Annotated in this window: 11 protein-coding genes; all 11 read left to right on the top strand. The window is 37.9% G+C overall.

Annotated features, from left to right (window positions below):
- Nucleotides 1–1,063: 1,063 nt before the first annotated feature.
- The 11 genes from ACR65M_RS06410 to ACR65M_RS06460 all read left to right on the top strand — a co-directional run bounded on the left by ACR65M_RS06410 (nucleotide 1,064) and on the right by ACR65M_RS06460 (nucleotide 13,700).
- Nucleotides 1,064–1,684, top strand: a complete 621-nt coding sequence (locus tag ACR65M_RS06410; protein WP_341332422.1) for a TVP38/TMEM64 family protein — start codon at nucleotides 1,064–1,066, stop codon at nucleotides 1,682–1,684.
- Nucleotides 1,685–1,711: 27 nt separating this feature from the next.
- A complete protein-coding gene (lepB, locus tag ACR65M_RS06415) occupies nucleotides 1,712–2,272 on the top strand; it encodes a signal peptidase I (protein ID WP_121445496.1) in 561 nt (186 codons plus the stop codon).
- 123 nt (nucleotides 2,273–2,395) lie between these two features.
- On the top strand, nucleotides 2,396–5,632 hold the full coding sequence (locus ACR65M_RS06420; protein WP_440272889.1) for an AfsR/SARP family transcriptional regulator: 3,237 nt from the start codon (nucleotides 2,396–2,398) through the stop codon (nucleotides 5,630–5,632).
- A gap of 108 nt (nucleotides 5,633–5,740) precedes the next feature.
- Nucleotides 5,741–6,346 carry a TetR/AcrR family transcriptional regulator gene (locus ACR65M_RS06425; RefSeq protein WP_341332420.1) on the top strand — a complete coding sequence of 202 codons (606 nt, stop codon included), beginning with the start codon at nucleotides 5,741–5,743 and terminating at the stop codon, nucleotides 6,344–6,346.
- A 15-nt stretch (nucleotides 6,347–6,361) separates the two neighbouring features.
- Complete coding sequence (locus ACR65M_RS06430; RefSeq protein ID WP_440272890.1) at nucleotides 6,362–7,846, top strand: o-succinylbenzoate--CoA ligase; 1,485 nt, start codon at nucleotides 6,362–6,364, stop codon at nucleotides 7,844–7,846.
- Nucleotides 7,847–7,912: 66 nt separating this feature from the next.
- A complete protein-coding gene (locus ACR65M_RS06435; protein WP_440272891.1) occupies nucleotides 7,913–8,920 on the top strand; it encodes a 3-oxoacyl-ACP synthase in 1,008 nt (335 codons plus the stop codon).
- Between the two features lie 97 nt (nucleotides 8,921–9,017).
- Nucleotides 9,018–10,271 (top strand): substrate-binding domain-containing protein, encoded by a 1,254-nt coding sequence (locus ACR65M_RS06440; RefSeq protein ID WP_440272892.1) that lies wholly within the window; start codon nucleotides 9,018–9,020, stop codon nucleotides 10,269–10,271.
- A 66-nt stretch (nucleotides 10,272–10,337) separates the two neighbouring features.
- Entirely contained in the window at nucleotides 10,338–11,105 is a 768-nt protein-coding gene (locus tag ACR65M_RS06445; protein ID WP_440272893.1) for an ABC transporter ATP-binding protein, read from the top strand.
- Complete coding sequence (locus tag ACR65M_RS06450; RefSeq protein ID WP_440272894.1) at nucleotides 11,089–11,796, top strand: ABC transporter ATP-binding protein; 708 nt, start codon at nucleotides 11,089–11,091, stop codon at nucleotides 11,794–11,796. Before ACR65M_RS06445 ends, ACR65M_RS06450 begins: the two co-directional genes overlap by 17 nt.
- Nucleotides 11,797–11,827: 31 nt before the next feature.
- A complete protein-coding gene (locus ACR65M_RS06455) occupies nucleotides 11,828–12,688 on the top strand; it encodes an ABC transporter permease subunit (RefSeq protein ID WP_121445488.1) in 861 nt (286 codons plus the stop codon).
- 4 nt (nucleotides 12,689–12,692) lie between these two features.
- Complete coding sequence (locus ACR65M_RS06460) at nucleotides 12,693–13,700, top strand: branched-chain amino acid ABC transporter permease (RefSeq protein WP_440272895.1); 1,008 nt, start codon at nucleotides 12,693–12,695, stop codon at nucleotides 13,698–13,700.
- Nucleotides 13,701–13,705 lie beyond the last annotated feature (5 nt).

Below are 13,705 nucleotides of genomic sequence, written 5' to 3' on the forward strand. Positions count from 1 at the left end.
CTTGCCATACAGACACACCTCGTTATAGTTGATATATTTATTATAACAATCTGTGTCTACTTTTTAGTCTAGCATCAGAAGCTATCTCAACTTCGGACACAGCAAAGCAGAGAGTGCCTATCCTTGTCTGAAGCTATCTCAACTTCGGACACAACGTAGGTGAAAGTTGCCATCCTTGTCTGAAGCTATCTCAACTTCGGACACACCAAAGGTTAAAGTGCCGATCCCTGTCTGAAGATCCCTAACTTCGGACACAGCAAAGGAGAAAGTTCCGTTCCTTGTCTGAAGCTATCTCAACTTCGGACACAGCAAAGTTGAAAGTGCCGATCCTTGTCCGAAGTTCCTTTAACTTCGGACACAACAAAGGTGAAAGTATCTTTCTTTGTCTGAAGTTCTCTAAACTTCGGACACAACAAAGCAGAAAGTGCTTATCCTTGTCTGAAGCTATCTCAACTTCGGATACAGCAAAGGTAAAAGTACCTTTCCCTGTCTGAAGATCCCTAAACTTCGGACACAGCAAAGGTAAAAGTACCTTTCCCTGTCTGAAGATCCCTAAACTTCGGACACAGCAAAACAGAAAGTGCCAATCTTGTCCGAAGTTCCCTAAACTTCGGACTCACCAAAACAGAAAGTACCGATCCTTGTCTGAAGTTCCCTTAACTTCGGACACAGCAAAGGTAAAAGTACCTTTCTCTGTCTGAAGATCCCTAAACTTCGGACACAGCAAGGAGAAAGTGCCCATCCTTGTCCGAAGTCCACTTAACTAAAACACAACGACGTAAAAAGTGCCGTTCCTTTGTCTGAAACTATCTCAACTTCAGACAAAACTGTGACTAAGTTAAATTCGATTGTCCGAAGATTTTATTTCTTCGTAGCTTTTTGACTATCATTTTTATTTGACATTAGAAATCATATGCATTTTTTAATGATAGCCGGTCTGTTTGCAACCCAGTCAGGATCCATTAACCTAAGTTCTAGTGTCTTTCTCTATATGAAAATTATTTTTGGTAGTAATGCCCAATTGGGTGTACAATAAAGGTAGTAAGTTAACAAGGAGATTCTTATGGACATAGAAGCAATCAAAGAACTCATTACACTAAAAAATATTGAAGAATTATTAAAGGATTATCGGTCATTTGGTCCATTGCCTGGAATTTTTCTTCCAATGTTAGAAGCGTTTCTCCCGTTTCTACCACTTGTTGCATTTGTTGTAGCGAATGCGAATGCATTTGGACTTTGGCTTGGGTTTTTGTATTCATGGGTAGGGGCAATTGGTGGTTCTCTCCTTGTCTTTTTCCTAGTTCGTAAGTATGGTCAAAAAAGATTCTTTTCATTTGTCAGTCGCCATAAAAAAGTGAAAGGCCTTATTAACTGGGTTGAACGGCACGGATTTGGTCCAATATTCCTCCTATTATGTTTTCCTTTTACCCCATCAGCGGCAATCAATCTAGTAGCCGGGCTTTCGAGAGTAAGTACACCTCAATTTGTTTTAGCAGTTTTATGTGGAAAATTAGTAATGATATTCACCATTAGCTTCATAGGTTATGATATACGAGCTCTTTTTCAACAGCCAGTTCGAACGATAATTGTAGTTGTTATAATATTTGTCCTATGGGTTGTAGGTAAAAGGGTTGAAGCAAGATTAAAAGTTAAGCCGACTCGTCTTACGGAAGATGAGGCATAAAATGCTAAAGTGAAGGGTGGAGTGTAGATGGAGGAAACCCCAGCAAAGAATAAACATCATTTTTCTTTTATTAAATCATTAGGAATCAGTTTGATCATTGTTGTTTTTTTGCGAACCTTCTTTTTTACAAATTATATAGTCGAGGGTGAATCGATGATGCCAACCCTCGAGGATGGAAACCTCCTAATGGTCAACAAGTTTGGGATGAAAATTGGAGAACTTGACCGCTTTGATATTGTCGTATTCCATAAAAATAAGGAAGAAGATTTTGTAAAGCGGGTTATTGGATTGCCAGGTGATCATATCGAGTATCGTGACGATGTACTATATGTAAACGGAAAAAGTGTTCCCGAACCATTTTTAGATACTTTTAAAAAGAAGCTATTCGTTGGGCAATTAACCGGTGATTTTACCCTTGAAGAAGTGGCAGGAAAATCAACTGTTCCAGAAAATCATATTTTCGTGATTGGCGATAATCGCATAGACAGTTGGGATAGTCGCCATTTTGGTTTTGTAAAGATGGAACAAGTTGTGGGAAAGGTTAATATCAAATACTGGCCTTTCGACAAAATGGAACTATTACACTAAGAAGAACTTAATAAATCATCTATACCATCACAAAGAACTCAGTCGAAATTCGAGTTCTTTTTTAGCTTGGATATGATAAAATGGTACCAAATTTATCAATTTTAGAAGAAGGGGGGTTTTGGGATGGGTACCAAGATACAAGTTCTACAAACAAAAATTACTCCACCGAACTTAAAGGACACCATATTAAGAAGACCTTCATTGATGAAAAAAATGAAAACGATTCCACGATATCCGCTAACCATTCTGCATTCTGGAGCTGGATATGGTAAAACAACTGCACTTGCATCTTATATTCGTGATCAAAAAAAGTTGTCATGTTGGTATAGTGTAGGACCAAGTGACGATGACATTATTCCATTTTTAATATATATGGTCTATGCTATACGCAAAAACCACCAAGGTTTTGGAACAGAACTCCTGCTTTATGTTGAAAATATTGAAAGATATGTACGTGATGAAGAAATACGAACACTGTGCTCGTTATTTATCAATGAAATTACCATACTAGATTCGAATATTATGCTCGTCATCGATGACTACCATTTGATTCAGCATTCTTCTTCAATTGACCAATGGATGACATGGTTGATTCAACATCTTCCACCCAATTTAAATCTTGTAATCTCTAGTAGGAAAAAACCTTCCTGGGATTTCCTGACTTCGATGATCGTGAAAGAAGAACTCTTAGAAATACGGCAGCGCGACCTTATGTTTTCATATGATGAGGTTGAAGTCCTGTTAAGTGATTTGTATGAAGGGGATATGACTGAGAAAGAAATTGAAAAAATCTTTTCACTAACAGAAGGATGGATTATTGCGATTGGCATGATTCGCCAACAGCTTTCTTCTGACGGTGGATTGGAATCGATTTTAAATAATAAATCAAAAACACTTGATGAGTTATTCCGTTTCCTTGCGATGGAGGTATTTATGAAACAACCTCCAATGATCCAGCAATTTCTAGAGAACACATGCATTTTTGAGGAAGTAAATGGAAAGGTATGTGATGAGGTATTAGGTATTCGAAGTTCAGCAGAAATGTTAAAGGAGCTTTCTGATCATAATCTTTTTTTACTTTCGATTGGAGAAGGGCAGTATCGATATCATGCTTTGTTTAAGGAGTTTCTTGAGCAAAGGCTATTTTCGACGAATGATAGGCACTTTTATAACCTCCATATTCAAACTGCAAGATATTATCAACGAATTGGTGATTTTAATCAAGCAATATATCATCTTGAGGCAATTCAAGATTTTGAGAGAATAGCAGAAATTCTCCACCATTATGGAGAGAAAATGATTCAAAACGGGCAACTTGAGGGTTTGTTGGACCGGATAAAAAGCATTCCAGAATCAATTATGAGTCATTATTACTTATTATGGCTATATAAGGGGGAAGCATTGAGGTACCGGTGTTCCTATGAAGAGGCTGAGGCTTGTTACATAAAAACAATACACCTAGCAGAGTCTGCCAGAGACCTTCGGAGTTTAAGTAAGGCCTATGAAGGACAAGCGAGAATCTATCTTGATACAATCCAACCGGGAAAGGCCGAGCGCTATTTATTACAGGCGATTGAGGCTCTTGAAGAAAATGAGTCCTCCTCAAATGAGGATAAAAGTAGATTATACCAATTAATGGCTGAAAATCTCGCAAATGCGGGCCAAGCAAATAAAGCGAAAAAATGGTTTGAAAAAGGGAGAAGCCTAAATATTCCACTATTAGATGGAAACTTGGAATCTAGGCTTTATTTACGAACTGGTAAACTTGTAGAAGCGAAAAAAATTCTTTCACAAAAGAAAGTGGTTGAAAGAAATCAGAAAACCATTCATTTACAGCAATCTCATCGCGAAACAGATCTACTATTATCCTTAATCGAAGCCTTTATGGGAAATGGGCAAGAGGCAAAAGAACTCGCAGAATCCGGGATAAAGCAAGGAGTTCAATTTCAAGCACCATTTGTTGAAGCTTGTGGCTGGATTCGGATGGGACATGCGGTGCAACTACTCGATAAATATGATTCTTCTTTAGCATCACAATGTTATGAAACAGCTCTTGAAATAATGGATGAAATAAATGTATCAAGAGGAAAGGCAGAACCATTAATGGGCTTATGTCTTCTAAATGGAAATCGAGGATTATATGACCGGGCCATTGAATATGGTAATAGGGCCTTAGATGAGACAGAAAAGGTAAAGGACGCTTGGTTATCTGCACTAATTTTATTATGCATGGGGATTTCTTCTGTTCATAATGAAAAATGGGAAGAGGCTGAACAATATTTAACAAGATGTGAGGCTTTGTATACAAATTGTGGTGACCAATATGGAATTGTACTAACGCAGCTTTGGTTTGCATTTCTCTATTTTTATCAGAAGAACCGAGAAGCTTTTAAAGGGTTTATTATGAACTTTCTCAAGAAATTGCAGGTTGGAGGATATGATTTTATCCTAACAAAACGGACGACTTTTGGACCGCTAGATTTATATAATATTGTGCCTTTATTACTAGAAGCTCAAAAGGAAGGAATACATCTTCCGTATGTAAATCAATTGCTAAATGATTTAGGATATTCAAATATCACCTCTCATCCTGGTTACACATTACGAATTCAAACTTTAGGAAAATTCCGAGTGTGGCTTGGCAGTCAAGAGGTGGAGGAATCGGATTGGCAGCGTGGAAAGGCAAAGGAGTTGCTTGAGTTCTTTGTTACGATGCGAAATCGAATGATTGCACGCGAAGAAATTTTTGCGATGCTTTGGCCAGAGCATGAAGAAGCAGCAGCGGCAAGAGATTTTAAGGTTGCTTTAAATGCATTAAACAATGCATTAGAGCCAAACCGTGTCGCTAGATCGACTCCTTTTTTTATCCAACGGGAAGGATCATCTTATGGGTTGAATCAGGAAGCTGGCTATCAGTTGGATATTATCGAATTCGAAGAATGGATCCATGCAGGTTTGCATGAAAAGGATACAGATCAGATTATCAAATGCTTACGGCGGGCATTAGAATACTATGAAGGTGATTATTTACCAAACCGAAGATATGAAGATTGGTGCTTGGGTGAGAGGGAGAGGCTTCAAGTATTATTTTTACGGGGAGCTGAACGCATTGCACAAGGTTTTGTTCAAACGGAAGAATTTGAAGAAGCCATATATTGGTGTGAACAAATTCTAGAAAAGGATCGAACATGGGAAGAAGCATATCGGTTATTGATGTTTTGCTATTATCATAAAAACAACCGTCCCCAGGCAATCAAGTGGTACAGAAAATGTGTAGCTGCATTGCAGGAAGAACTAGGAGTAGACCCAATGCAACCTACAAAACAAATGTACGAAATGGTCCTTCAAACACAAAAATAGATAAAAGAAACTCCAATAAACTACTACATGATAGTAGTTTATTTTTTTTGAATTAATTGTTGTAAAATTCAAAAAAGTATATATAATAGAAACTGAGAGGTGATTCAGGTGTCAGAAATTATAAAGTCAGAAGAAAAAGTATTGACACAAAAAGGGCAAGAAACAAGAGAGAAACTTTTACGCGCAGCAGAGGAGGTATTTGGACAAAAGGGATACTATGAAACTTCAATTGTAAATATTTCGCAAGAAGCAAAAGTTGCTCAAGGTACATTTTATAATTATTTTCCCTCAAAAAAAGATATCTTTGACGAACTAATTCAGCAATATAGTCGTGAACTTCGTTTAGCAATTAAAGAAGAAATGCGTAAATCCAACAATTACGAAGATGCACAACGGAAAGGATTCAAGGCTTTCTTTAATTGGGTAAAAAGTCGTAGAAATTTATATAGTATTGTTCAACAAGCGGTAGTGGTAGATAAAGACCTTTATCGCTGGTATTATGATAAACTCGCAAATGGATTTTTAAAAAGTCTTACTGCTGGAATCAATGTTGGGGAATTTAAAGAAATCGATCAAGAAACGGTAGCGTATTGCTTAATGTCAATTGGTCAATTTCTTGGGATGAGATGGGTGTATTGGGAGCAACAGGATGTCCCAGAGGAGGCGTTTGAAGCAGCCATGACACTCATTTTTGAAGGGCTTAAAAAAGAATAGAGAGGAGTGTAAATCATGCAAGGCATTGCTTATTGGATTGAAAAAAGAGCTGAATTACATCCGAAGCGTATTGCCATCATCACAGAAACGGAACAAGTCACATATAAAACCCTGAGTCAAGATGTAAATAAGTTAGCTTTCTTCTTGAAATTCAAGTTAGGTATAAAAACTGGGGAACGAATTGCGATTTTGTCTCAGAATAGATATGAATACATTGTATTGCTTTTTGCAATCGCAAAGATTGAATGTATTGCTGTCACACTAAATCTTCGTTTAACAGTAAATGAGCTTATGTATCAATTAAATGACAGTGGGACAGAGGTGCTATTTGCAGAAGAAATCTATCAAAAAACATCATTTTCCTTGCAAAAGGAAACTTGCCTGAAAGAAATAGTTTCTATTGACGCAATACAACATCTAAAAGCTGAGAATGATAATGTTCCAGTTGATATAAATGAAAACGCTTCCTATTTAATTTGTTACACTTCGGGAACAACTGGAAAACCGAAGGGTGCGGTTTTAACACAAAGTAATATGTTTTGGAATGCAGTTAATAATTGTACTGCAATTGATATCACATCAAATGACCGTTCACTTGTTTTACTTCCACTGTTTCATATTGGAGGGATTGGTTTATTTGCATTTCCGACACTCTTTACTGGAGGGACCATAGTCTTACCTGAGGGGAAATTTGATTCTGAGAAGGCTTTATCAATGATTGAGCAACATCAAGTGACAATTGTAATGGGCGTTCCTACAATTCATCAGGCTATTTTGCATAGTCCTTCATTTGGAAAAACAAATTTGCAATCTGTTCGATGGTTTTATAATGGTGGTGCACCATGTCCTCGTCAACTTATTCAAGCTTTTTTTGAAAAAGGGCTATTATTTGGTCAAGGCTTTGGGATGACTGAAACATCACCAACATTATTTATGCTTTCGAAAGAGGACGCAAAACGGAAAATCGGATCGATTGGAAAGCCAGTTATGTATTGTGATTATAAATTAATAAATTTAGAGGGTTCAATTGTTAATAGGGGAGACATTGGAGAACTAGTTGTCCGTGGTCCAAATGTAATGAAGGAATACTGGAATAAACCGGAAGCCACAGCTGAAGCTCTTCGTGATGGATGGCTATACACTGGAGATTTAGCAAGGGTTGATGAAGATGGATTTTTATATATCGTGGGTAGGAAAAAAGAAATGATTATTTCAGGTGGAGAAAACATTTATCCATTGGAAGTCGAACAAATAATCGGTCAGATAGCAGATGTTGTAGAGGTTGCAGTGGTTGGAGTAGTTGATGCGAAATGGGGAGAAACTCCAGTAGCTTTTGTTGTAAAAAAGAAAGAGAGTTTACTTAATGAAGATGAAATAATCGAATATTGTAATACGTTTCTAGCAAGATACAAGATTCCAAAAAAAATAGTGTTTATCGATCAACTTCCAAGGAACGCAACCGGGAAAATTCAGAAGAACCAGCTAGTGATCTCATATTAATCAAAAAGGCGAACTTGTCATAACAGGGAAAGCAGTTATGAGGGTTCCATCAAAAGGAGTATTGGGATGACAAATATCGGAATTGACGAAACAAGTGTATATTTTCCAAAAGCAATTGAAACAGCGGAAGTATTGTCTAAAAAAACAGGGATTCCTGAACAAGTTATCATTGAAAAGTTCGGTTTGTATCAAAAACATGTGTCTGATGACACAATGCAGGCAACTGACCTCGGAATTGCAGCAGCAAAACAAATAGTATCAAAAGTGGATCCTTTATCTATCGATGTTGTCATCTATTTTGGGAGTCCACATAAGGATTATTTAGTTTGGTCATGTGCCCCAAAGCTTCAATATGAGTTAGGAACGAAAAATGCATATGCATTTGAATTAATGAATGTGAGTTCTTGTTTTCCTATTGCTTTAAAAGTGGCAAAGGATATGCTGCGATCAGACGAATCAATTGAAAATATTTTACTCGTTGGGGGCTGCAAAGAATCTCAAATTATTGATTATGATAATCCTCGTTCCAGGTTTATGTTTAATTTTGGAGATGGCGGGACAGCAGCATTAATTAAGAAAAATTCGACCACAAGTGCAATTCTTGAAAGCTCGATAATTACGGACGGTTCATTCTATGAAGATGTTCGTGTACCGGCTGGAGGATCTAAACTGTTTCCCAGCTTCGAAACAGTGAGGAATAGACAACATTATATTGATGTTGTTAATCCAACAAGTATGAAAAAAAGACTTGACCCTGTCTCTATACCAAACTTTGAAAAAGTGATTCGTCAAGCACTAAAAAAAAGCAGGTATTCACCACATGATATAAAAGTTCTTCTCCCTCTACATACGAAACGCTCCATGTTTAGAGAACTACTTCAAACATTACAAATACCAGAAGAAAACACAATTTATTTAGAACATCATGGACATATGTCAGCACTTGACCCATGTATTGGTCTTCATTTTGCAAAAGAGCAAGGTAAGTTATCTAATGGGGACATAGCTGTTGCAGTAAGTGCAGGAACAGGTTATACATGGGCTGCTACTGTTATTCAATGGAAGGGTGGCTGAAAAATGCTAAATTGAACTTGTAACTCAGTTGTAACTATCCTCAAGTACGATGAATGCAAGGTTTTACAGTTTCAACGAACATAAGGGGGAAGGAAAAATGAAGAAGTTCTCATTTCGTAAAATGCTTTTTTTAAGCATGCTTGCCATGCTGATGGTGATTGCTGCAGCATGTAGCTCAGGATCATCGACTACAGAAGAAGAGAATCCAAGCTCAGGTGACTCAGGCAAACCGGCAGAAGAAACAAAGGATCCAATTAAAATCGGTGTGCTTGCTTCATTAAGTGGTGGGCTTGAATCCTACGGCAAGCAATCAACACAAGGATTTGAACTCGGCCTAGAGTACGCCACAGACGGAACAATGGAAGTAAATGGCCAAAAGATCCAATTCATTGTAGAGGATACTGAAACAAAACCAGAAGTTGCAATTCAAAAGGCTACAAAGTTAATTGAGGAAGACGGAGTTGACTTCTTAGTTGGATCATCCAGTTCAGCAGATACATTAGCAGTTCTTCCATTAGCTGAAGAATATGAAAAGATTATGATTGTTGAACCAGCTGCAGCGGACAGTATTACAGGTGCAGACTGGAATGAGTATATATTTAGAACAGCCCGTAATTCATCACAGGATGCGGTTGCAGGCGCTGCAGCGATTGCAAAAGAAGGGGTTAAAATTGCAACCCTTGCACCAGATTATGCTTTCGGTCGAGATGGAGTTGCAGCCTTTAAGGAGGCCGCCGAAAATTTAGGTGCTGAGATTATCCATGAGGAATATGCAGATCCTGCAGCAACTGACTTTACTTCAAATATCCAAAAGATTATTGAAGCAAAGCCTGATTATTTATTTGTTGTGTGGGCAGGTGCAAATTCACCGTGGAACCAAATTGCAGATATGAAAGTCCAAGAAAATGGAATTAAAATATCGACAGGTGCTCCAGATATCCCAGCACTTGCAACAATGGAAGCGTTAGTTGGAATGGAAGGATTCACAGTGTACTATCATCAGCTCCCGAAAAATGAGATTAACGATTGGTTAGTAGAAAAGCACAAAGAAAAGTTTAATGGTGAGGTTCCTGACCTATTTACACCTGGAGGAATGACCGCTGCCTTAGCAATTGTGGAAGCGATTAAGAAGACAGATGGCGATACAAATGCAGATAAGCTAATCGAAGCAATGGAAGGAATGAGCTTTGATACACCGAAAGGACAAATGACATTCCGTGAAGAAGATCACCAAGCTCTTCAAACTTTATATGCGATTCGCCTGGAAAAGGTTGATGGTGTCGATTATCCAGTTCCGGTCTTAATGAGAGAGTTAAGCCCAGAAGAAACTGCTCCGCCAGTTCGCAACTAATTTGAACGATAAGCTTCGGTAGGATTACTACCGAAGCTTACTTTTAGAAAAAAGAGGTGAAGAAACGTGATGAATATTATTGAAACGAAAAACCTGACAATTGCTTTTGGAGGTCATATCGCTGTTGATAATGTGAATTTTTCAGTTCCTCCGAACCACTTCAAATCAATTATTGGTCCCAATGGTGCTGGCAAAACAACTTTTTTCAATTTATTAAGTGGTCAGCTTACACCGACTGCTGGCCAAGTTCTTTTAAAAGGAGATGATATTACAAATTTATCTCCAACAACACGTACACGTAAAGGAATCGGTCGCTCCTTTCAGATAACTAATGTTTTTCCAAATCTGACGGTACTTGAAAACGTACGATTAGCCGTTCAATCGGTAGCTGGTGTTCGCTACCAAATGTTTAAGCACTTCCGTAAATACCGACAATTCGAAGAAAAGGCATTACAGATATTATCGCTTGTTCTTCTTGATAATAAAGCTGATGCAATTGCAAAAAACCTTGCACATGGTGAAAAACGCAAGTTAGAAATAGCTATGTTATTAGCATTGGAGACGGAGGTTCTATTACTTGATGAACCAACTGCAGGAATGTCACTTGAGGAGGTTCCTGCAATCCTAGAAGTTATCAAAAAAATTAAGGAGGAAGGGAATCGCACAATCATTTTGATTGAACACAAAATGGATATGATTCTTGATCTTTCTGATAGTGTGATGGTCTTATTTAACGGCAGATTACTTGCTGATGGAACACCTGAAGAAATCATGAACAATGAAACAGTTCAATCAGCGTATTTAGGAGGTTTGTACGATGACACTGCATCTTAAGGTTGAGGGAATTGAAACCTATATCGATCAATTTCATATACTTCAAGGCATTTCATTTGAGGCTAAAAAAGGAGAGGTTACCGTTTTATTAGGCAGAAATGGTGCAGGCAAAACAACTACCTTAAGGTCGATAATGGGACTTAATCCTCCAGCTAAAGGAAAAATAGAATTTAATGGTGAAAGCATTTCGGGTTTAGCAACCTACCATATTGCCACAAAAGGAATTGGTTATGTCCCTGAGGACCAAGGTATATTCGGGGAGTTGACTGTAGAAGAAAATATGAAAGTTGCAATCAAAAAGGAGAATGAAGAAACGAAGGAGCGCCTAGATTATATTTTGAATCTGTTTCCAGATTTGAAGAAGTTCTGGAAAAGAAAGGGTGGAAACCTGAGTGGTGGACAAAAACAAATGCTCTCAATTGCCAGAGCATATGTCAATAACAATGACTTATTGCTCATTGACGAACCAAGTAAGGGACTAGCACCAATTGTTGTTGAAAAAGTAATGGAATCCATTCAAGAGATGAAGTCAAAAACGACAATTGTTCTTGTGGAGCAAAACTTTATCATGGCAAGTACGATTGGGGATCGCTTTTTTATTATTGACGATGGAAGAACCGTACATCATGGTGAAATGAAGGAGTTAAAAGAAAATGAACATCTCCGTAAACAATATTTAGGAATTGCTTAGTCGGAAACATTTGCGAAAGGAGGAAAAATTTGTGGAAGCAATCATCAACTTAACGATTAACGGCCTTGCTACAGGTATGTTAGTATTCCTACTTGCGGCAGGGTTAACCTTGATTTTTGGTCTTATGGATGTCCTAAACTTTGCACATGGAGGTTTGTTTGCCTGGGGAGCTTATGCAGGGGTTTGGTCATATGGGCAAACTGGAAGCTTTGTTGCCGGAATTATTACTGCACTAATAACCGGTCTTATTCTAGGCTTACTTATGGAAAAATTCATCGTTACTCCTGTATATGGAAATCATGTTCAGCAAATCTTGATAACGCTAGGGGTTATGATCGTTCTTTCTGAAATGTTGAAGGTAGTTTGGGGACCGAACCAATTGAGTGCGAAAACCCCTGAATATTTAAGTGGGAGCTGGGAGTTTGGCGGGGTGATTTTAATCAAATACCGGCTGTTTATCATATTCATTGGATTTCTAGTTTTCTTCCTCATTTACTATATCCTTAAAAATACAAAAATCGGATTAATTGTTCGTGCCGGTGTAATTAACAAGGAAATGGTTCAGTCACTTGGAATCAATATTAAAAGGATTTTTATGCTTGTCTTTATGGTAGGTGCAGCTATGGCAGCACTAGGTGGTGTATTACTAGGACCGTACTCCGGCCAAATTTATGCAGAGATGGGAATGGAATTTGCAATACTCGCATTTATTGTCGTTGTTATAGGTGGTATGGGAAGTATTACAGGTTCCCTGTTTGCAGCAATCCTAGTAGGGTTATCGGGATCCTTCATGGCCTACTATGTCCCAGAATTATCACTAGCAGTTAATATGCTTCTAATGGCCGTTGTATTAATTTTTAGACCACAAGGATTATTCGGTGCAAAGGGGTGAGGAAATGAAGCTTCTTACTGGTTCTTCAAAAGCTAATATTATCTACATTGCAGCAGCTGTGTTTCTTCTATGCTATCCATTTATCAATGATACTAGAAGTATATTAATTTTATTTACACAAATTTTTATTTTTGCTGTCTTTGCAATGAGCTATGATATCTTACTAGGTTTTACAGGGATTGTTTCATTCGGGCATGCAATGTTTTTTGGAATAGGTGCCTATTCGACAGGAATTCTGTTAGATCGCTTTGAACCAACAGTTCCTATTTTTCTACTTTCGATTATTGTTGGGATGATTCTGGCAGCCATTTTAAGTTATGTTGTTGGTTTACTCTCATTACGGTTAAAAAGTCACTTTTATGCGATGCTGACGTTGGCATTCTCAGGATTGTTTTTAGTAGCTGCAGAAAAGTGGAGGTCGTTAACAAGGGGGAATGACGGATTTACCTTTCGTATCCCGGATGTTTTTAAAGATCGGATGACTCTCTATTTTATTACATTATTCCTAATGATTGTTGTCTTTTTAGTATTAAAAAGATTCACAGAATCTCCTCTAGGGAGAGTTCTTCAAGCTATCCGTGAAAATGAGCCTCGGACAGAGTCACTAGGCTACAATGTGATTCATTATAAAATCATAGCAAGTATTGTAGCTGGTGTTATCGCAAGTGTTTCTGGTTCCATGTATGTTCTTACACTACGTTTTGTAAATACTTCAGTATTCGCGCTCGATGTGACATTGGATGCTCTTCTCATGACAATCATTGGTGGAGTAGGGACGCTTGTTGGGGCAATTATTGGAGCGGGACTAATTGAATTTGCCCATCATTGGCTAACAGGACTCGCAAAGGTTCATTGGATTTTTGAACGATGGATGATCTTCTTTGGCATTTTATATATTTTAGCCGTTATGTTCTTCCCAATGGGAATCGTCGGAACTGTAAAGTCGTGGTTTTATAAAAGAAAAGGAACGAATAAAACGAAAGACGTCGATAAAGAAAAAATAGCTGGCTAAGGAGA

Source organism: Ferdinandcohnia sp. SAFN-114 (assembly GCF_059415045.1).